Source organism: Bombilactobacillus sp. ESL1097 (assembly GCF_058107205.1).
Genome location: NZ_JBYLUB010000001.1, coordinates 95,965 through 116,604 on the forward strand (window position 1 = coordinate 95,965; position 20,640 = coordinate 116,604).

At 39.4% G+C, this 20,640-nt stretch carries 16 protein-coding genes and 1 pseudogene; 7 read left to right on the plus strand and 10 right to left on the minus strand.

What is annotated here, in order from left to right; all coding sequences use genetic code 11:
• The first annotated feature begins 51 nt into the window (after nucleotides 1-51).
• From AC3B6D_RS00450 to AC3B6D_RS00460, 3 genes are all read left to right on the plus strand, one after another.
• Nucleotides 52-615 carry a TetR/AcrR family transcriptional regulator gene (locus tag AC3B6D_RS00450; protein WP_489756956.1) on the plus strand — a complete coding sequence of 188 codons (564 nt, stop codon included), beginning with the start codon at nucleotides 52-54 and terminating at the stop codon, nucleotides 613-615.
• A gap of 34 nt (nucleotides 616-649) precedes the next feature.
• Nucleotides 650-3,049 carry a YhgE/Pip family protein gene (locus AC3B6D_RS00455; RefSeq protein ID WP_489774672.1) on the plus strand — a complete coding sequence of 800 codons (2,400 nt, stop codon included), beginning with the start codon at nucleotides 650-652 and terminating at the stop codon, nucleotides 3,047-3,049.
• A 286-nt stretch (nucleotides 3,050-3,335) separates the two neighbouring features.
• Complete coding sequence (locus tag AC3B6D_RS00460; protein ID WP_489774673.1) at nucleotides 3,336-4,280, plus strand: 3-hydroxyacyl-CoA dehydrogenase family protein; 945 nt, start codon at nucleotides 3,336-3,338, stop codon at nucleotides 4,278-4,280.
• Nucleotides 4,281-4,412: 132 nt separating this feature from the next.
• On the opposite strand, the gene AC3B6D_RS00465 is transcribed toward AC3B6D_RS00460, so the two are convergent.
• Nucleotides 4,413-4,733, minus strand: a complete 321-nt coding sequence (locus AC3B6D_RS00465; protein ID WP_489756959.1) for a DMT family transporter — start codon at nucleotides 4,731-4,733, stop codon at nucleotides 4,413-4,415.
• A gap of 341 nt (nucleotides 4,734-5,074) precedes the next feature.
• Between AC3B6D_RS00465 and AC3B6D_RS00470 the strand changes: the two genes are divergently transcribed.
• From AC3B6D_RS00470 to AC3B6D_RS00480, 3 genes are all read left to right on the plus strand, one after another.
• Nucleotides 5,075-6,106: a PTS sugar transporter subunit IIC gene (locus AC3B6D_RS00470; RefSeq protein ID WP_489774674.1), complete on the plus strand. Its 1,032-nt coding sequence runs from the start codon at nucleotides 5,075-5,077 to the stop codon at nucleotides 6,104-6,106.
• A 123-nt stretch (nucleotides 6,107-6,229) separates the two neighbouring features.
• Nucleotides 6,230-7,351 (plus strand): exonuclease SbcCD subunit D, encoded by a 1,122-nt coding sequence (locus AC3B6D_RS00475; RefSeq protein WP_489756961.1) that lies wholly within the window; start codon nucleotides 6,230-6,232, stop codon nucleotides 7,349-7,351.
• Nucleotides 7,352-7,354: 3 nt separating this feature from the next.
• Complete coding sequence (locus tag AC3B6D_RS00480) at nucleotides 7,355-10,492, plus strand: AAA family ATPase (RefSeq protein ID WP_489774675.1); 3,138 nt, start codon at nucleotides 7,355-7,357, stop codon at nucleotides 10,490-10,492.
• A 164-nt stretch (nucleotides 10,493-10,656) separates the two neighbouring features.
• Here AC3B6D_RS00480 and AC3B6D_RS00485 read toward each other — a convergent pair.
• From AC3B6D_RS00485 to AC3B6D_RS00525, 9 genes and pseudogenes are all read right to left on the minus strand, one after another.
• Nucleotides 10,657-11,536: pseudogene (locus AC3B6D_RS00485) on the minus strand (aldo/keto reductase).
• 58 nt (nucleotides 11,537-11,594) lie between these two features.
• Nucleotides 11,595-13,145 carry an APC family permease gene (locus AC3B6D_RS00490; protein ID WP_489757699.1) on the minus strand — a complete coding sequence of 517 codons (1,551 nt, stop codon included), beginning with the start codon at nucleotides 13,143-13,145 and terminating at the stop codon, nucleotides 11,595-11,597.
• Nucleotides 13,146-13,348: 203 nt separating this feature from the next.
• On the minus strand, nucleotides 13,349-13,774 hold the full coding sequence (locus AC3B6D_RS00495; protein ID WP_489756964.1) for an Hsp20/alpha crystallin family protein: 426 nt from the start codon (nucleotides 13,772-13,774) through the stop codon (nucleotides 13,349-13,351).
• Nucleotides 13,775-13,865: 91 nt separating this feature from the next.
• Entirely contained in the window at nucleotides 13,866-14,525 is a 660-nt protein-coding gene (locus AC3B6D_RS00500) for an ABC transporter permease (protein ID WP_489756965.1), read from the minus strand.
• Nucleotides 14,526-15,461, minus strand: a complete 936-nt coding sequence (locus tag AC3B6D_RS00505) for an osmoprotectant ABC transporter substrate-binding protein (RefSeq protein ID WP_489774676.1) — start codon at nucleotides 15,459-15,461, stop codon at nucleotides 14,526-14,528.
• Between the two features lie 12 nt (nucleotides 15,462-15,473).
• Complete coding sequence (locus AC3B6D_RS00510; RefSeq protein WP_489756967.1) at nucleotides 15,474-16,106, minus strand: ABC transporter permease; 633 nt, start codon at nucleotides 16,104-16,106, stop codon at nucleotides 15,474-15,476.
• Nucleotides 16,099-17,304, minus strand: a complete 1,206-nt coding sequence (locus AC3B6D_RS00515) for a betaine/proline/choline family ABC transporter ATP-binding protein (protein ID WP_489756968.1) — start codon at nucleotides 17,302-17,304, stop codon at nucleotides 16,099-16,101. Before AC3B6D_RS00515 ends, AC3B6D_RS00510 begins: the two co-directional genes overlap by 8 nt.
• Before the next feature lie 238 nt (nucleotides 17,305-17,542).
• Entirely contained in the window at nucleotides 17,543-18,280 is a 738-nt protein-coding gene (locus tag AC3B6D_RS00520; protein ID WP_489756969.1) for a DUF475 domain-containing protein, read from the minus strand.
• 175 nt (nucleotides 18,281-18,455) lie between these two features.
• The gene (locus AC3B6D_RS00525) at nucleotides 18,456-18,917 is read right to left on the minus strand and encodes a MerR family transcriptional regulator (protein ID WP_489756970.1); all 462 of its coding nucleotides are present in this window, start codon (nucleotides 18,915-18,917) and stop codon (nucleotides 18,456-18,458) included.
• Nucleotides 18,918-19,182: 265 nt separating this feature from the next.
• Between AC3B6D_RS00525 and AC3B6D_RS00530 the strand changes: the two genes are divergently transcribed.
• Entirely contained in the window at nucleotides 19,183-20,640 is a 1,458-nt protein-coding gene (locus AC3B6D_RS00530; protein ID WP_489774992.1) for an MDR family MFS transporter, read from the plus strand.

Sequence of the window (20,640 nt, forward strand, 5' to 3'; positions counted from 1 at the left end):
ATTAAAATTACACATTGTAATATTGTTTTTACAAATATAAGGAGATGGAAAATGGTTAATCGACGTGTAACTAAGGAGCAGATTGTTCAAGTTGCGCAGCAAATCGTTTTTGATGATGGCATTCGTTCGCTATCATTTCCACTCATCGCCCAAAAATTGGATATTCGTTCGCAAACTTTGTACAATTACTTTAAAAATCTGCAAGATTTAATCAATCAGATTGGTGCGGACTTTATGGACAATTTGTATCAATTATTTATGGATAATTTGCTTGGTCTGTCCGGCAAAGCGGCGTTTCAAAAGTATGGGGAAGTGGCCCATCATTATTTTGAAAGTCAGGGTAAACTGGTGGAACTAGTTTATGAAGTCCATCGCTTTAGTCATGATAGCCTGTTTTATCAAAAGACAGCCCGTAATTGGCAAATCTTGGATAAATTGGTCACGGGGGTGCATTTGAAGCATATGCATGCGAAGAATTTTGTCCAAACTTTTATTAGTGCGGTACTCGGCTTTACCGCTATTGAAATGATGGGTTTCTTACCATCTGAACAAAAGCAACGCCAACAGTCATTTCAAGAACTTCTGGCTTTGCAGCTCAATGAAATTATTGAATAACTAAGAGAAATTAATAAGGAGTAGTTTGTTATTTATGATTAAAAAAGAATGGAAATTTATTGGCAAACATCATATGATTTGGATTTCATTGATTGCCATTGCATTAATTCCCTTTTTGTATTCCATTTTCTTCTTGCGTTCAGTTTGGGATCCGTATGGTGAAACGCAACATCTTCCTGTCGCCGTGGTTAACGAAGATAAGCCAGTGCACTATGAGGGGAAAAAGTTAGCGGTAGGACAGCAAACGGTTAAAAAATTGAAAAAAAATCACCAGTTAGGCTGGCGCTTTGTCTCCGCTAAACAAGCAAAAAAGGGTCTGAAAGATCAAAAATATTTTACAGTGGTGACGATTCCGAAGGATTTTTCTAAAAATGCGGCAACTGCTTTAGACAAACATCCTAAGAAAATGAAGTTACAATACCAAACTAATGATTCCTTGAATTATATTGGCAGTGTGATTAGTCAGATGGGAGTTACTAAGTTAAATTCGCAAGTTCGATCTGCGGTCACTCAAGCTTATGCGCAAGCCATGTTTGCTGGTTTAAATGTGATTACCCATGGCATGCAACAGGCAGCGAGTGGTGCTAGTCAACTCAACGTTGGTACGGTCACATTGAGTGATGGTTTGAATCAATATACGGCGGCAGTATCCCAGGTTAATGACGGTGTGCAAACTTTGAGTTTAAATGTTGCGCCATTAACGAACGGGATTGCGCAATTAAAACAACAAGTGCAACCTCTAGCAAGCAGTGTCAGCCAATTAAGTAACGGTGCTAATCAATTAAGTTCCGGCTTGGCCCAGCTACAAAATGCTGTGAGCGCGAGCGCTTCTGGCAGTCAACAAGCACAATTACAACAAGTTGTTGCGGCTTTACCTCAAATCAATTCTGGTTTGCAACAATTAAATCAAACCTTACAACAAACAAATACTGGTGCCTTAGGTAATTTTCAAAATAATCTAGCAGGAATTGGTAGCCAAACGCAAACGATTGGTAGTAATTTACAACAAGCTAGTCAAACTTTGGCCAGTTTGAATACAAATACCGGTAGTGGAGTTGATGTGGCGACAAGTTCCCAAGCAATTATTGGCCAAATCAATCAAGAATTAGCTAATCAAGGAACGCCATTGACGGCTGATCAACAAGCAATTGTTAGTCAAGCGGTACAATCTGGTTTAGCTCAAGGAACTGATAGTAGTGCTTCCAGTGACTTGCAACCAGCTTTACAAAGTGTAGCTGGTAATTTGCAGGCAGCCAGTGCCGCTACACAAGGCATTGGAGCTAACTTACAAGCAGTGCAACAAGCACAACCGCAATTACAACAAATTCAAGGTCAATTAGGTCAACTACAAGGTAGTGTCCAACAATTAGCGCAAGCTTCTAACTTAGCCTTACCAGGTGCCAGCCAGGCAATCAACCAATTGAACTCGGGTGTGCAAGGTATTCAAAGTGCTTTAAATGGTACGGGTACACAAGCAGGTTTAACTTCGGGTGCTAATCAATTAGCTAGTGGTTTGTCACAACTTAATCAATCTGTACCGACATTAACTAACGGGATTGATCAATTAGATGCTGGTAGTCAGCAATTGGGTTCAGGTGTGCAACAGCTGGCTAGTGCCACCGGCCAACTGGCATCCAGTGGTGAGCCGTTGACCGCGGGTGCGCAACAATTACTCAGTGGTAGTGGTCAATTAGGTCAAGCCTTGAATCAAGGTTCACAGACGTTAAGTCAAATTAAACCAACTACTAAAAATGCCCAGATGATGGCTGCGCCGACTAAGGTTAAACAGCATCATTATAGCCGCGTATCTAATTATGGTCATGCGCTAGCACCGTATGTATTGTCAGTGGCATTATATGTTGGTTCTATCGTCTTTAACTTTATTTATCCGATTCGTCGTGTTTCTGAGACAGGAAAACCTTCTTGGCAATGGTTCTTAAGTAAAATTAGTGTGGGAGCAGTGATTGCTGTCGCAATGGGCGTGTTAAATGCAGGCTTGATGTTAGTCGGTGGACTGCAACCAGATAATTTAGGCGAGTACTTTACGATTGCCATTTTATTCTCGCTGACGTCGATGTTCCTAATTATGTTTTTGGCGATGTTATTAGATAATCCAGGACGCTTTTTAGCAATGGTCTTGTTGATGCTTCAATTAGGCGGTTCTGGTGGAACTTTCCCTATGCCAATTACGAGTCATTTTTATAATGTAATTCATCCTTACTTGCCAATGACTTATTCAATTAATGGTTTTCGGGAAGCTTTGACTTCGGGATTAGGTTACAATACCTTTGTGCAAGCAGTGATTGTCTTAGTATCAATTATCGTGATCAGTTTGGCTTTGTTATATTTAAGTATGGATTTCTTACAACGAAAGCATCTTGCTGGTAAATCAGAACTAGATGGTAATCAAGATTTACAAGCAGTGGAAAAGTAAGCTGAAATTTTTCATTGATAGTAACAATTTAGAACTAAAAGCACTCAGAAAAAATATAAACTGCTGACCCCTAGAGCAGTGTGATGTTCGTATCATTTGATACGAACATTTTTTTGTCTCGTCTTGTTTGAACAGCTGAAGGTTCGTAAGGTTACTCTCCACTCGGCTTCAGAAAGTTCACACCAAGTTACGCTTGTAATCGTTATCGAACCAGACTATGATGAAGCTAGGGGAAGATATGGGTTAAATTGATTATTTGACGTTTAATTAATTAGGAGGCTAATTGATGAAGTCAAATCTAATAAACAACTGCTGTATCGTTGGTTCCAACAAATTGGGTTGTTCTTTAGCAATTCAATTGGCTGGGTCCGGTTACCAGGTTAATTTAATCGTACCGCAAGCTGATTTAGATACATGCCACCAAAAGATTCAACAACAATTAACGGATTTGGTGCAACAAAAATTATTACAAACAACTTTGACAGAAGTTTGGAATGATATTCATCTAGTAATTCAAGCTGCCACCGCTTTTCAAGATGCAGATATTGTATTTGTTACCAACCATATGACGATGCTCGCGGAACAGCATTTTTGGCAGGAAGTTGAACCCTTGGTCAGTCAAAACGCCATCTTGGCTGACTGTAATACTTACTTGTGTCCGACGGATATTCAAAAGCAATTACAATACCCCAAACGTTTTGTGGGACTATGTTTTGGCTATCCAGTTTATTTAATCCCGCTAGTAGAAATTATGTCTGGGCAATTGACCGCTCAAGCGGTCGTCGAACACTTAATGGATTGGTTTATTTCGTTAAATAAAAAACCGGTGCATTTAACTGCTGAGGGGGCAGGCTTTATTAGTGAGCGCTTAGAAATGGCAGTGCTGAGAGAGGCTACTTCGTTGATTGATCACGGCGTAGTGGATGCCCAAACGATTGATACGATTTTTAAATATGGTTTAGCCCGTTATTGGCAAACTGCGGGTCCACTAACACAAGCTGATGTAATTGGTTTAGATGTGTTGGAGCGTTTGAGCAGTTATCTTTATTCTAATTTGTCCAGTGCTAAACAGACGGACTGGGTTTTGCAAAATAAAGTTATGACGGACCAACTAGGCGTTAAATCTAAGCAAGGTTTTTACGCGTGGGATCAAAAAACTATTTCCAAAATGCAAGAACAGTCCTATCAAGTACTACTGCATCAATGTAAATTTGATCAAAAACAAGCTTAAAAAAGCAAGTCCCAATTACGGTGGAATGGCCGGTAATTGGGACTTTTTGAGTCTATTACTGAGAAAACGTTTCACGTGAAACGTTTGAGAACAACCATAGTTGTCCAAGAAAAAATTTACTAGAAAGTTAGGTCAATGGTGATTGAATAAATTAACTAAGATGACGCCCATGAGGATCAACAGTAAACCTAAAACACTCATCCAATTTAATTTTTCATGCCATAATAAGACGCCAATGATGGTGGTGGCAATAATCCCCACGCCTGACCATAACGCATAAGCAATACTTAGGTTGATACTGCGTAATGATAATGACAGACAGTAAAAACAAATTCCGTAAGAGATTAAGGCCCCACCAGTAGGAAATAATTGGGTAAAACCATTTGAGGCTTTCAGTAGTGAAGTACCGATGATTTCACCAATGACGGCAATGAGCAAGTATAAATAACTCATAAAGTTTCTCCTTCATATAATTAATAATCATTACTTTAAAGAGGTTATCTGCGGAAAGCAAGCAATATAAAATTAAAAAAAGTTCTTGATTTTTAATCAAAAATTAAGTATTTTTAATTAAAATTCAATTTGAGGTGAACATGATGCGTTTAAGTATTAACCGACAGTTGAATATTCATTTTTACCGGTACTTTCGATCGTTGATCTGAGTACCAGTATTCTTTGTTATACGACTACACAGATCAAAACATCATCTTTTGAACTGTGTAGTGCTGGAGTAAGAAGTCAAAAGCCTGCATGGTCAAACCTGTAGGCTTTTTTAGTGCGATGGAGGAATCAAAATGGCAAATGTTAAAAAAATTTGTTGGGAAACAATTAACGGTTTATCGACGGGAATTGTATTAGCTTTGGTACCCGGAGTTTTAGTCAGTTTATTGGTGAAGTGGCTAACGCCCATTTGGCCACAAATTCAAATTTTAAATTTTTTAACGGGAGTTGCGACCAGCTTATTACCAGTGATGGGCGGAATTTGTGTGGGGATGACTGCAAAATTAACACCCATTCAAACTGGTGCCGTCGCTATTGCGGCTATGTGTGGCGCCGGAAATGTAAAATTAAGTCATCAACAGTTAGTGGTCCAAGGTAGTGGTGATGTGATTAATATAGCGATAACGATTATGCTTGCTGAGGCGGTGATCTTATATTTAGGCCAAAAATTAAAAGCTTATACCATTTTATTGGTCCCTTTAATCGTCATTGTCATTGCTGGAGGAATTGGCTTAGTGACGTTGCCTTACGTCCAACAAGTAACGGCCTTCATTGGCTTCGGGGTTAAACAATTAATGGCTTTTCAACCAATTGTAATGGGAACTTTAGTGGGAATGACTTTTGCTTTATTGATTTTGTCCCCCATTTCTTCAGTGGGAATCGCTTCGGCCATTGGAATTAGTGGTGTAGCTGCTGGTTGCGCTAATTTGGGGATTACGGCGGCTAGTTTTGCCTTAGCAATTTATGGCTGGCAGGTTAATTCCATTGGCACGTCGTTGGCCCATTTTTTAGGTTCACCCAAAATGCAGATGCCTAACTTAATGGCCAAGCCGAAGTTATTAATTCCGGTATTGATTAATTCTGGTCTCCTAGGAGCTGTAGGCGCCATCTTTAAAGTGACTGGAACGACACAAAGTGCAGGATTTGGTTTTTCTGGTTTGATTGGTCCAGCTACGGCCTTAGAAACAATGGGCGCTACCAGTTCTAACTGGATTATTGTTTTAAGTTTATTTCTGTTCTTACCCATTGTCCTGGGATTAATTAGTAATCGAATTTTTAATCATCGACTTTTTAATAGTCAGGATTTTCAATTATCCTTTACGTAAAAAAGCTTGCTAAGGGAATTTTCAAAACAGTCCTATTGTAAATTAATGGCGCTAGTTAATGGAACCGAACTTTTTTTGTTGTACATAAATTTCAGTGTACAATGAATTAAAAGAGGTTAAAATATGCGTTTTTTACACACGGCCGATTGGCATTTAGGACGAAAATTACACGGCTTTAGTTTACAAGCGGAGCAAGAGTTTGCTTTTCAGCAAATTGAACAAATTGCTTTGCAACAACATGTTGATGGAATAATTATTGCAGGCGATTTATATGATCGAACTTTACCATCTGAACAAGCAGTAGCGCTCTTTAATCAGCAATTAAAGCAACTTAATTTAGTTGATCATTTGCCGATTTATGCGATTGCGGGCAACCACGACAGTGCTACGCGGCTAGCAACCGGTAGTTCATGGTACCAAAATACTAATTTGTATTTGGCGACCCAATTGGCACAGGCGTTTGAACCGATTGAATTAGCGGATACGCAGATTTTTTTATTGCCGTATTTTGAACCGTTCGCCGTCCGCCAATATTTTGCGAACGCTCAGATTAAGACCTTACAGCAAGCGATTGTGCCAGTGTTGCAAAAAATTAAGCAGTTGTTTCATCCGCAAAAAAAGCATATTTTAGTGGCACATTTTTTTGTGGCAGGGAGTTTACAAACCAATTCCGAAACGCCATTAAAAATTGGAGGCTTGGCCGCGGTACCAGGAAATTTGTTAGCTGATTTTGATTATGTTGCCTTAGGGCACTTACATGGTAAGGATGCTTTAAGATTGCCGAATGCTCGTTATAGTGGTTCGCCGATTAAATTTTCATTGTCCGAAGCCCAGCAAACTAAGGGAATTTGGCTAGTGGATACCGAACCTTTTCACTTAACCTTTATGCCCTTAAACCCCTTGCATGATGTCCACCAACTAACGCAGGATTTTCAAACTTTAATCACGCCAACTTATTATCAGCAGTTAAATTTAGATGATTATTTTGGTTTTATCTTAACTGATCAGCAAATCATTCCCAATGTATTATCTCGTTTACGAAAAATTTATCCGAAAATTTTGAGCGTGCAACGGGCAACAGCCATTCAACTACCGCAGACGACCTTAAAAAAGCGGCCGGATTTACATCAAGATCCGATGCAATTATTAACCAAGTTTTATCAACAAACCACACAAAGAACTTTAACAACTGAGCAATTAAAGTGGGCCACTGCAGCTTTAAAAACGGCTCAAAAAGAGGTGTAAGCTTTGCGGCCATTAAAATTAGTAATGCAAAATTTTGGACCTTATGTCCACGAAACGGTGGATTTTACGACCTTTGCACATTCGGGCTTGTTTTTAATTACCGGTCCGACGGGGAGTGGTAAAACCACTATTTTTGAAGCTTTGACTTTTGCTTTATATGGAGCAACAACTACCGATGCGCGGACACCGGAGAGTTTTCGTTCGGATTTTGCATCCGCCAGTGAACCCACCCAAGTGCAGTTGAACTTTGTACATCAACAACGTGAGTATCAAATTACTCGCTGTCCTAAGCAGGTTCTACCCAAAAAGCGCGGGGCGGGACAAAAAGTTTACGAAAGCACCGGGCGGTTAGCAATTCTTGAACAGGGCCAACAAATCGCGGAATTGACCAAAATCAAAGATATTAATTTAAAATTACTCGATGTTTTACAGCTGTCCCGCCAACAATTTGTGCAGATTGTGTTATTGCCACAAGGAGACTTTCAACGCTTTTTAATGGCTTCTAGTAATGATAAAGAAACAGTTTTACGCAAAATTTTTCGGACACAGTTGTATCAAAAATGGACGCAAGTCTTGAATGAACAATTGAAAGATTATAAAAAAACACAGACTAATTTGCAACAAGAATTGAAGCTGTTATTGGAGAAGGTTCACTGGGCGGTCAAACCAACTACTAGTGATGTAGATAGTAAAATATCCCAGTTAACGACACAACAAGACCATGACGAGCAACAATTGGCACAGCAAAAAAGCGCTCAAACCAAGCTACAGCAACAAGTACAACAACAGCAGCAGTTATTAACACATGCTCAAACATTGAATCAGCAAATTCAATTGTTGCAGCAAAAAAAGGCTGAGCAGCATAAATTAAGGCAAGAGCAACCGAAATTTACGCAAATGCAACAAACAATTACGCAATTGCAGTGGGTGCAACAGCAACAGCCTTTATTACAAATGATCCACCAGCAACAAGACCGTCAACAATCTTCGCAACAGCAATTACAACAAGTCCAGCAAGAAGTGTGCCAACAGCAGCAAATTTATCAACAACAAACGCAACAATTAAGTAAATTACAACAACAGCAAGCCCAACAAGACCGCCAGCAGCAGGAATTGGAACTCTTACAACAGCAGCAGCCGATTTTGACTAAGTTGCAAGCAACACTGCAACAAATTCAACAATTGCAGCCCCGAGTACAAACCTTGCAAGAACAATTGCAGCAGCAACAGTTAGTGGTCGAACAAACACAATCGCAGTATGAGCAAGTTCAAACCCAACTACAAAGTCCGCCACAAGATCTCAGCCAAATCGCTACAGACCGGCAAAAATTGCAAACCATGCAGACCATGCAAACTCAGGTCGCACGATTAAGTACATTGCAACAAAAACAAGTACAATTGCAGGCGGATCAAAAGCTTCAGCAACAAGCATTGCAACAAGAGCAACAAAATGTGCGCCACTGGCAGCAACAATCCGCACAGCAAGAGCGCCAACGTCAACACCAACAAATTCAAACTTTGGCCGCACAATTACAAACTAACCAACCCTGCCCTGTTTGTGGTAGTCGCAAGCATCCCAAACCGCCGGTGATTACGCAAGCTACTGTTAGTTTACAGCAGTGGCAAGCGACGAATACGCAATTACAGCAACACCAACAACAGTTAGTTCGCTTGCAAACTATTGTAGAAGAGCAAACGCAGCAATTACAAAACCAACAGTTAGATTACCAACAATCTCAGCAACAATTACAAAAATTATGGCAAAGTATCAATCTGACATGGGATTCAGCTGTGACGCTGGAGCAATTACAGTCGCAGTTAACGCAACAAATTACTCAGCACCAACAATTAATTAAACAACGTACCGCTAGTTGGACTCACTGGCAACAGCAAACCCAAGAGTTGCCACAATTACGCCAAGCTTGGCAAACAGAACTTGCTCAAAAACAGGCTACACAGCAACAATTACAAGAGCAGACTACAAAACTTCAAGTTTTGCAGAGTCAACAGCAGAATTTACAAGCGCAATTGACGATCAAATGGTCTCATGAGGCTGAACTAGAGCAACGTATGGAAGAGTTAGAACAGCAAATTAACCAATTTAATGATCAAAAAGCGTTGCTAGAACACCAACAAGCTACGACCAAGCAACAACTAGTTACCGCGCAAGCACAAGCGCAAGTTTTAAGCCAACAAGTCCAACAATTAACGGCGGAATTGACCAAGCAAACCGCTGATTGGCAGCAACGCCTCCAGGACCATTTTACGCAGAATGCGCAACAACAATGGCAGCAATTATTATCGCAACTGGACCAATTGCCGACTTTACAAACACAACTTACACAGTATCAGCAACAATTACAGCAGGTGAATAATCAAATTGATATTTACCAAAATTTAGTCGGTCAACAAGAAATGATTGATTTACAGGAGCTGCAAGCACAATTGGATCAGCTACAAGCTCAATTAGTGCAACAAACACAATCTTGCGACCAATTACAGCAACAAGTTCTATTCAATGAACAACTCCTGCAACAGATCCAAACTAGTGCGCAAAAGTTGCAAGCCATTCAGCAAAAACTAGAGCAATTAACCTTATTAGTGACAACAATGTCGGGCAACAATGAAGTCAAGTTAAGCTTAGAACGTTTTGTTTTGCAGGCCCAACTAGCCGAAATTTTGGAAGTCGCGAATCAACATTTACAGCAGTTAAGTTCGGGGCGTTATTACATGTTGTTGCACCAACAAAAAGGTGTTTATCAGAAAAATACCGGTTTAGAAATTGATGTTTATGATGATCACGTCGGCCAAGTACGGAGTGTTCATACGTTGTCGGGAGGAGAAAGTTTCTTAGCAGCTTTGAGTTTAGCCTTAGCATTGGGGGAAGTGATTCAGCAACAGGCTGGTGGTATTAGTATTGAAACGCTGTTTATTGACGAAGGTTTCGGGTCTTTAGACCAAGCTACTTTAACGACGGCGCTCACGGCCTTGGAACAATTGGAAAGTCAAGATCGGCTGATCGGAATTATCAGTCATGTCGATTTATTGCGGGAACAAATTCCTAATCAAATTCGTATTCAGACTACGGGTCAGGGCCAAAGTAAGATTCGCCTGATTACTAATGAAATGACTGCTGAATAAAATATTAGTTCGCTATGTATATCAAAAAAAGACTGGAGCAATCAGCCGAACAATGATCCACGTTAATTGCGTACTAGCATTGTAGCTAGTGGTTTTTAAGGATCAATGACTAGAACCAGTCTTTTTTGATTTGTAATTCTTTGTTAATCAGCTGTCGGAGCTAATTAGGAAGGTCGATTATTTTGATCGTAGTCTTTATAGAACTTGACATTTTCTGGAGCACGCCGATCTTTTCTGGGCGCATTCGGCGCATCTAGTTTTTGAATTTGCTGCATTTGTTCAGGTGTTAATGCAAAATCCCATAAATCTAAATTTTGTTGCATGCGGTCAGGATGAATTGACTTCGGGATACTTCGGGATAATGACAATGCCTAATTGAATCAAGTAGCGCAAAGCAACTTGCGCCGCTGTTTTGTGATGTTGTTGTCCGATTTGGACCAAGGTGGGATTATGGAATAAATCATTTTGACCTTGAGCCAAAGGTCCCCACGCCATCAGTTGGGTTTGGTATTGATCTAAATATTTTTTGGCAGTACGTTGTTGATAGAAAACGTGCGTTTCTAATTGGTTCACTGCTGGTTGAACATCGTTAAATTCTGCTAAATCAACAAAACGATCAGGTAAAAAGTTGGAAACACCAATCGCCCGAATTTGCCCAGCTTGATATAACTCTTCTAAAGCACGATAAGCACCATAGTAGTCATTAAATGGTTGGTGGAGTAACACTAAATCTAAATAATCAGTTTGGAGTTTGTGCATTGATTCTTGGAGAGAATCTTTAGTTTGTTGATAACCGTAATTTGAAACCCAAACTTTAGTAGTTAAGAAAATATCTTGCCGATTGACGGAACTCTCAGCAATTGCTTGACCGACAGCTTCTTCATTATAGTAAGCTTGCGCGGTATCAATTAAGCGATAACCAGTATCTAAAGCTGTTTGTACGGCAGTTTGGCACTGCTTTAAATCAGCAATTTTGAAGACGCCAAAACCTTCTTGAGGCATTTGCACACCATTATTCAACGTAATATTTGGAACTTGCTTCATGATCTAACCTCCTAGGATAAATTGACTGTAGCACCTTCGAGTAACACGAAGTCAAGGATTAAGAGTGCGATTTTTGGTTGGCCGTTTGAGCTTTTTTTAAGAAGGTGGATGGCCAAGCACTTTTCAAACCCCAGAAGTAAAATAATAGACTGCCGATAATAATGACACCAAAGTCCCAAGGATATTTGATCCAATTCAAACCGTGAAATTCATGGCTACCTAGTAAAGAGCTAAGTGTCATAAATAGTAAATAACATAACAACCAGGCGGCACCTTTGAGATTAGCGCTGGTTTGTTGCCAATGATTTTTGGCCTCATAGTAAAAATAAATTGGTAGACCCAGGCAAATGACTAAAATAACTTCAATGGTAGTGGGCCACATGCCCCAATAAATCGCTAAAGAAGTTAGCACAAAGGCAAGCGGTGCTAACCAGGATAAATGTTTTAATTTGACAGGACGGTGAAACTGCGGGGCTAATTTACGCAAGGAAACGACAGTGACTGGTCCTGTAAGATAGGCGATTAATGTGGAAGTGCAAATGACCGTTGCCAGCGTGGACCAGGAACGAAAAACACTCACCATGATCATGCTCAAAACGGCATCAATAATCATGGCCGTGCGCGGAGTGTGGTATTTGGCATTCATTTTGCCAATGAAAGTCGGCAAGTGTTCACTGTCGACCATAGCCGCTAAAGCGCGCGAACTGGAGGCAGCAAACGAAACTCCCGTACCAAAGGGCGAAACAAAAGCATCTAAGTATAAAAGAATTGACAGCCAGGAAAGTCCGATTAAGATGGCTAAATCCGCAAAGGGTGAATTAAAATTCAAACCTTGCCAGCCATGACTTAACATTTTGGGTGTTAATGTGGTAATAAAGGTACTCTGTAAGAGAATGTATAATACAGCACTGATACTGAGTGAGATGGTAATGCCCCGGCCTACGTTTTTTTTCGGATTAGTAATTTCGTTACCCATATTAATCACGGTTTGAAAAGCATCAAAGGAAAAAATAATCCCGGAAACAGAAGTGGCCGCAAAAATGGGCGCACTACCATAAGGCATAAAAGTGTGCCAACTATGGCCGTAATTAGCCGGATGAAAACTACTGATGGTTAATAGAATGATAGTTAATAGGGGAACAACGACTTTAAAGATAGAAATGAAGCTGGTAAAACGCGTTAATAAATCAATAGACCAGTAATTGATCAGTGTAAACACGATGATGAATACAAAAACGACTAGTAAGCCGGAATTGGTAATTACTCCATGATTTAATAAATGGTGGGTAAATTGAGCCCAAGACCACGGCCACGAACTCATATATTGCACGGCCGCTACTGCTTCAATCGGAATTAGAGTAATTAAAGAGATCCAGTTGGCCCAGGCAGCAATAAAGCCGAGTAAGGAACCATGACTATATTGGGCGAATTTACTCATGCCCCCAGATTCGGGAAACATGGTCCCTAATTCGACATAATTATAAGCAATTGCGCCAATAATGACTGCTCCGATTACCCAAGCTAAAATGGCCGCCGGACCGGCAATTTTGGCGGCTTCCCACGAACCAAAGAGCCAACCGGAACCAATTAATGATCCCAGTGCCAGCATGACTAAGTGAAATAAATTAATTTTCTTTTTCATTTCATTCTCCCAAGAGTACTAATACTTAATTAATTTACCACTTTTTGATAAGCAACATAAAAAAATTTTTGAAAACGAGCAATCAAGTCTAAAGCTGGTTGTGCTAATGATTATAAAAAAATCCTCTGCAATTGTCGATAACAATTGCAGAGGACGTTGTGAAATATTAATTATTGAATGTCAATTTTGGTATCGTTACTAGAATTTGGTTGAGCTTTAGGTAAATGAATTTGTAAAACACCGTTGGTATATTGCGCACTGACCTGATTACGCTCCACATTAGGTAAGCGATATTGGCGGCTAAAGCGACCGTAGGAGCGCTCATTCATGATCATCTGACCTTGGTCATTGCTGGCGTCAGAGAAAGAATCACGCTTTGCAGATACGGTCAAGATATCACGGTCGTAATTAATGCTAATATCCTTCTTATCTAAATCGGGTAAATCAATGGCAACATCATAGGCTTGGCTTGATTCAGAAACATCAGTCTTCATATTAGAGTTAGTAAAACTCGGTGTCATATTGTTAAACCAACGATCCATATTGTTGAACATATCAAACATATCGCCACGACGATTCGTTAAATTATTATTCATAACTGATTACTTCCTTTCAATTTATAACCACATTGTAGCCTCCAACGTTATAAATTTCAACTAATTAGCACTATTAATTAGATAGTGCTAATTAACCTTCTAAACCAGCGGGTTTTAACCATTTTTCTAATAAGTTGAGAAGGGTATCGGAAATAATTGACATTAAGGCAGTCGGTAAAGCCCCAGCTAAAATCAAGGCACCACCATTGGTGGCGTTGGTACCCCGAATAATAATGTCGCCTAAACCACCGGCACCAACAAATGCCCCGATTGCTGTAATCCCGATCGCTAAGACCAGAGCGTTGCGAATGCCGGCCATAATAATTGATAATGATAGGGGCAAACGGACCATATACAAGATTTGCCAATTGGTCATCCCCATGCCTCTACCAGAATCAATGATATTAGCATCAACATTGCGCATACCAGTGTAAGTGTTCTTGATAATTGGCAATAAAGAATATAAGAACACAGTCACAATGACCGTATTGACGCCTAACCCCATGCCAATCATGATAATCGACAAGAGGGCTAAAGACGGAATGGTTTGAATTACATTGGCAATACTGATCACGAAGTTACCAAGCTTATGATTACGAGCAATTAAAATGCCCACAGGAATACCAATGATGGCCGCGAACAAAACGCCATAAATCGAAATTAAAAAATGCCGACAGAATTGTTGCAAGATATACATGCCGTTGTGCTGATAATAATAAATTAATTGTTGCCAAATATTTAAATGTGACATCTACTTATCACCTCGGAAATAATGATTTTCCTGTAAGAATTTGTGGGCGACAACTTGGGGTTCTAGCAATTGATCATCAACTTGATAGTTGAGCTTACGCATGGTATGGACGTTAATCTTGCCATCTAAGCGGTGTAAAATGGGTTTTAAATCAGGATGTTCTTTTAATAAAGAATTGTTCACGAGCATAGAACACTTATATGGTGGGAAAAACTTTTTATCATCTTGTAGTTGCTTTAAGTGATAGCTGTCTACGCGTCCGTCAGTAGAGTAACCTAAAACGACATCCATCTTGTTAGAGGCTAATGCCGAATAAACTAACCCAATCTGCATGGGATAGGCTTTCGCAAACTCAAAACCATAATAACGAGTAAAATCTTTATAACCATCGCCCTTACGATTTAACCAGTTAGCATCTACACCAATCGTGGAACTATTGGCCACTTTACCTAAATCGGACACCTTGTTTAAACCATACTTTTTAGCAGTTTTTTGTGTGACCATAAAGGCAAATTTGTTTTCAAAACCGTAAGTAGGAAATAAGGTTTGATTATAGCGGCTTTTAACCGTTTGACTAACAATTCGGGTTGCTTTAGCTGCACTTTTAGTTGGCGGTAGATTTAGCGTCGTGGTTAATTCGGTACCACTATAAGATACAGCTTGAATGTCAGCATCTTTACGAATTAAAGCTTGGTGCATAAGCGGTGCCGAACCGAGGTTATTGACGATTTCGGTATGATAATTGGTTTCATGAGCTACTAATTCGCTGATAATGTTAGCAATAACTTGTGATTCAGTTGTATTTAAAGAAGCAATTCGTACCGTATCACTATTGCCTTGTGCGGAACTGAGACCGGGTAGGCTGCAACCACTAGCGGTGACAGTTGTTAATAATAAAACTAAGGCCAGTAAACAGTGGCGTAGTTTCTTTTTCATAGTTCAACCCCCTTAGTTAATTTTACTGGAAACTGGTGTTAGCTTTTGTTCTAATTTGCCTAATAGATAGTCGGTGAGAATGGCTAAGATAATGACTGGAATGGTGCCTCCTAAAATTAAGGCTGGTTGGAACAAGTTCAAACCATTAAAAATGAAGTCGCCTAAACCACCAGCACCAATGTAAGAAGCTAAGGTGGACCACGCAATGACATAGATAGCGGATAAACGAATCCCCGACATAATTACGGGCATCGCCAAAGGAACCTCGACTTTAATAATTGATTGCCAATTAGTCATGCCAATGCCCTTGGCGGAGTCAATAATATTAGGATCGACCCCTTTAATACCAATATAAGTGTTACGCAAAATCGGCATTAAACTATAAATGAATAAAGCAATAATTGCGGGTAATTGCCCAATGCCAAACACTGGGATCATTAAGGCTAATAAAGCTAAGGCCGGAATAGTTTGCAGCATACTAGCAATATTCATGACAATATTGGCCGTTTTGGGAAAACGAGATAATACAATGCCCAAGGGAACAGCGACCAAAATGCCCAAGCCTAGAGAAATAGCTGAAATATAAATTTGTTCCCAAGTTTTAACTAATAATTCAGAACCATGCTGTGCTAAAAAACTACTCATTATTTTGCTCAGCTCCTTTAGATGGCGTGTGATTATTATCCTGGCTTTCAGCGAGCGGATCGCTATCCCCCCAGATGGTGTTGTAAACCAAATTAACTAAAGCTGAACGGGTAACAATCCCGACTAAAACGCCATTATGATCAACTACAGGTACATAACTAGAACCCCGTTTTAAAATTCGATCCACTGTATCACGCAAGTAGGCTTCAGGACGTACAGTATAGATATTCGTATCTAAAATATCACTGACTCCTGCGGCCTTATGGTAACGATGTTCCAAGCGCTCAATGCGAATCAAACCTTTGAGGTGTTTGTCATCATCAGTTACTAATAAGGTATCAACATGCCGTTGTTTCATTAAAACCAAAGCTTCTTTTAAGGAAGCACCCAAGTTGATTTGTACCGGCTCCGTCAACATGATTTCTTTAACTTGCACCATATCATGCTTGGCTTCAGCTAACCGATCTTCACCAATTAAGTTTTCCACGAAATCATTAGCGGGGTGTCGTAAGATTTGATCAGGGGTATCATCTTGGACCACTTGACCATCATGCATAATGACAATATGGGTGGCTAATTTTAAAGCTTCATCCATATCGTGAGTGACAAAGACAAAGGTTTTGCCCGTATCGCGTTGCAATTTTTGAACTAAATCTTGTAAATTATCCCGCGTAATAGGATCTAATGCCCCAAATGGTTCGTCCATTAAGATCAAATCTTGATCAGCTGCGAGGGCGCGAACCACACCAATTCTTTGTTGTTGGCCACCGGATAATTCGGAAGGGTAGCGGTCTAAATACTCTTCTGGTAATTCGGCCAGTTGAATTAATTCTTTGGCCCGTTTGTCTAGTTTGTCTTTAGGCCATTTTAATAGTTTTGGAACTAAAATAATATTATCTTTAATCGTCATATGGGGCATGAGCCCATTATTTTGAATCACATACCCAATTTTGCGGCGCAAATCGACCGCGTTAAAGCTGTTAACACTTTTTCCCTTAATTAAAACATCACCAGAAGTAATGCTATTCATGCGATTAATCATTCGCATTAAAGTGGTCTTGCCCGAACCGGAAGTACCGATAAAACAGCAAAATTCTCCTTGAGCAATTTTGATATTAGCGTTACTAACCGCGGGCGTTTTTCCTTTATAGATTTTAGTGACATTTTTAAACTCCACCATTGGTGTATTATCTGTCATGCAGTTGATACTCCTCTCTGTGTTTGTCAGGATTAATAGTCGCTGACATTAAAAATAGCTACGACAAAAGTACAATTAATTAAAATCACGCCAGTGTTATAAGCGTCAAGTTAAATCCAATTAATTGTTGTCTTGATACCATTAGGTAATAGAATCGATCTTGGCAAAAATACTTGTATTTTAAGGAGAGATCTTACTACCATAATAACGAAGCGCTAGAATGAAATCAAAAAACAGACTATTTTTTAGTCTGTTTTTTACGGATAAAATGGATCACAAAAGTAACAATAAAAGCAACGGCTAAAGCCAGCGTAAACATGGAATTCGGAATTTCAATGTTAATGGCGGGAATCGTCAAAAATAATTTCACGGCAATTAATAAAATTAAAATATAAGCCATGGGTTCCAATTCGGGAATTTTGTTCATTAAACTCATAATCACTTCGGCCACTCCCCGCATGGCAATAATCCCGATCACACTACCAATTAAAATAATGACGGGATTATTGGACACCGCGATGAGGGTTAAAACGGAGTCCAAGGAAAACATAATATCGGTAAATTCAACCGAAATAATCACTTGCCATAATGGAGATAAGCCTTTGATTTTAAACATTTTAATTTGCTTTTTTTCGCCGGAAAATTTTTCCCAGAAAAAATGAACTGACATATATACTAGATAAATTGCACCTAGGATTTTAATCCACCAAAAGTCAATTAAATAAGTGCCAATGCCAATTACTAAGAAGCGAAAAATAAAAGCTCCCCAAATACCGTAAAACAGGGCATCTGCCTGTTCTTTTTTAGTTTTTAAGGTATGTGCTTGGGCGGCGAGAACGATCGAATTATCAACAGACAAAAGACACTCCATAATAATTAACGAAATAATCAGTAACCAGTCATTCGGTGACTGAATGACTTTCTCCCAATTGTGTAACTCAAAAAACGGCCGGTACAAATTAATAATGAAATTCACAGAATTCTCCTTTAGAATAGTAACGTCAAAAAAATGCATTCAGCTCATATTAACTGCTGCTTTCGGTTATAAAGCCAATTAACCAGCTACTAGCAATTTAGTTTATTGTAACAAATCTACTACTGAAAAGAAAAAGCCAGTGCGGCTGTGCAGCCTGGCATAAGAGTTATTTTGACTAAAATGTTTGATTGAGCAGCTCCGGTTTTTGAATAGTAAATTTTGTTTGTTGATGATTATCAATGCAATAGACATGTTGACTATGATCTTCGGCTAGCGGACCAAAATCTAAAATAATATTATCATTTTGGATAGAGATATTTTGAATACTATCTAATAAAATGTGCTGGACAGAGCGGGCAATTGACAGGTTGTCTCTCATCTTGTCAACGGCAGCGTGCAGGGTATAACCATCGTCTAAAAAATTTTTAATCATGCGGGCGTGAATTACTTGTTGGTAGGGTAACTTCACTGCGCCGTTTTCGGTTTTGACGGTTTTGAGATAGCCATTTTTAATCCAGTAGCGAATCTGCGTATCAGTAACTTGACAGGCACGGGCAGTGTCGCGAATGCTGAGATACAGATTGTCTGGTCGAATAATATTATGAAACCATTGTGCGTAATCATTAATTTGAGCCATTTTTCACCTAGTTCTTGTCTAAAATAAAATCTGAGCATCAAGAAAATTTGTGTAGCAAAACTAAACGTCTTCTTATTATAAAGTTCTTCTGTTAATTTGTAAATTTGTTAACATGAATATCAAATAATTGACAAAGAGTAGGAGATAGTTTATATTGTACAGTATTGCTTTGCTATCGGGATTTAAGAAGTTCTTAAATCGGTTCTACATGTTTAATGAATAATTTTATTGGAAAGAAGGATTTTACTTGGCAGAAAGTAACACAATGAATAAGTTCAGCAAATTAATGCTGATTATTGTTCTACTAGTTGGAACATTTTGTACTGTGTTAAATCAGACTTTATTATCGACAGCATTACCAAAGTTGATGTCCACATTTAATGTTTCGACAGCAACGGTTCAGTGGTTAACGACTGGCTTCTTGATGGTGAACGGAATTATGATTCCATTGTCTGCTTATTTAGCAACGACTGTTAATACTAAATGGTTATATATCTCAGCGATGGTTATTTTCTTATTTGGGACAGTTTTAGCTTTTATTGCTCCTAGTTTCGGCATTTTGTTAGCTGCGCGGTTAATCCAAGCAGTTGGTGTGGGAATTACCATGCCATTATTACAGACAATTATGTTATCGTTGTTCCCGGCAGAATCGCGGGGAGCCGCGCTAGGCTTAGTTGGTATTGTTGTCGGCTTTGCGCCAGCGATTGGACCAACTCTATCTGGTTGGATCGTCGATAACATGAATTGGCGTGATTTATTTGGTTTATTAATTCCATTTGTGGTGGTCGTAGTTATTTTGGCTTTAATCTTCATGAAGCCAGTTATAAAAACCCACAAACAAAAATTGGATTGGTTATCCGTCTTCTTATCCACGGCAGGTTTTGGAGCCTTATTGTATGGCTTCTCCGCCGCAGGGAATGACGGCTGGACTTCCGCTAACGTTTTAGCAACCTTAATTGGTGGTGCAATTGGTGTCGTTCTCTTTATTTGGCGGCAATTAGTAATTCCTAAGCCGTTCTTGGAATTACGAGTTTTTAAGACAGCAGACTTTACTTTAGCAGCTATTTTGTCCTCAATTGTGACAATTGCGATGTTAGGTGTTTCTACAGTCTTACCACTTTATTTACAAATTGTGCACGGTATGAGTGCTTTGAAGTCTGGTTTAATTTTACTACCAGCGGCGTTAGTCATGGCCTTCATGAGTCCTATTACAGGACGGACCTTTGATGCATTTGGCGGTCGGCGTTTAGCGGTTATTGGCTTGGTTATTTTGACGTTAGCAACGTTGCCATTCGTGTGGTTAACTGCTGACACACCAACCAGTTACATTGTTATTTTACAGGTAGTACGGACATTAGGAATCTCGATGGTCTTAATGCCAGTTACCACTTCCGGAATGAATGCTTTACCAGATGATTTAATTGCTGATGGTACGGCAGCTAACAACACGGCACGTCAGATTGCGTCTTCGATTGGTTCAGCGATTATGATTACGTTATTGACTAATGTTACTAAAGGTCAACAACCAGGTAAGCATTTATTGCATGCGGCACCATTCCAATATAAGCATGACTTCTTAAATGCAACTTTAGCAGGTTATCATGCTTCCTTTATGTTCTCCTTAGTCTTTGCTGTGATTGGTGTGGTTTTGGCCTTCTTCTTAAAGGAAAAGAACCAGGCTAAAGATGTTGATGTTAACAAAGTAGTAAAGGGGGGTGAATAG

Excerpts from the sequence above, each read along its gene's own strand:
- AC3B6D_RS00460 (WP_489774673.1), top strand. The coding sequence starts at position 3,336 with ATGAAGTCAAATCTAATAAACAACTGCTGTATCGTTGGTTCCAACAAA.
- AC3B6D_RS00470 (WP_489774674.1), top strand. The coding sequence starts at position 5,075 with ATGGCAAATGTTAAAAAAATTTGTTGGGAAACAATTAACGGTTTATCG.
- AC3B6D_RS00490 (WP_489757699.1), bottom strand. The coding sequence starts at position 13,145 with ATGCTGGCACTGGGATCATTAATTGGTTCCGGTTGGCTCTTTGGTTCG.
- AC3B6D_RS00500 (WP_489756965.1), bottom strand. The coding sequence starts at position 14,525 with ATGTCACATTTAAATATTTGGCAACAATTAATTTATTATTATCAGCAC.
- AC3B6D_RS00495 (WP_489756964.1), bottom strand. The coding sequence starts at position 13,774 with ATGAATAATAATTTAACGAATCGTCGTGGCGATATGTTTGATATGTTC.
- AC3B6D_RS00465 (WP_489756959.1), bottom strand. The coding sequence starts at position 4,733 with ATGAGTTATTTATACTTGCTCATTGCCGTCATTGGTGAAATCATCGGT.
- AC3B6D_RS00505 (WP_489774676.1), bottom strand. The coding sequence starts at position 15,461 with ATGAAAAAGAAACTACGCCACTGTTTACTGGCCTTAGTTTTATTATTA.
- AC3B6D_RS00510 (WP_489756967.1), bottom strand. The coding sequence starts at position 16,106 with ATGAGTAGTTTTTTAGCACAGCATGGTTCTGAATTATTAGTTAAAACT.
- AC3B6D_RS00450 (WP_489756956.1), top strand. The coding sequence starts at position 52 with ATGGTTAATCGACGTGTAACTAAGGAGCAGATTGTTCAAGTTGCGCAG.
- AC3B6D_RS00530 (WP_489774992.1), top strand. The coding sequence starts at position 19,183 with ATGAATAAGTTCAGCAAATTAATGCTGATTATTGTTCTACTAGTTGGA.
- AC3B6D_RS00455 (WP_489774672.1), top strand. The coding sequence starts at position 650 with ATGATTAAAAAAGAATGGAAATTTATTGGCAAACATCATATGATTTGG.
- AC3B6D_RS00515 (WP_489756968.1), bottom strand. The coding sequence starts at position 17,304 with ATGACAGATAATACACCAATGGTGGAGTTTAAAAATGTCACTAAAATC.
- AC3B6D_RS00475 (WP_489756961.1), top strand. The coding sequence starts at position 6,230 with ATGCGTTTTTTACACACGGCCGATTGGCATTTAGGACGAAAATTACAC.
- AC3B6D_RS00525 (WP_489756970.1), bottom strand. The coding sequence starts at position 18,917 with ATGGCTCAAATTAATGATTACGCACAATGGTTTCATAATATTATTCGA.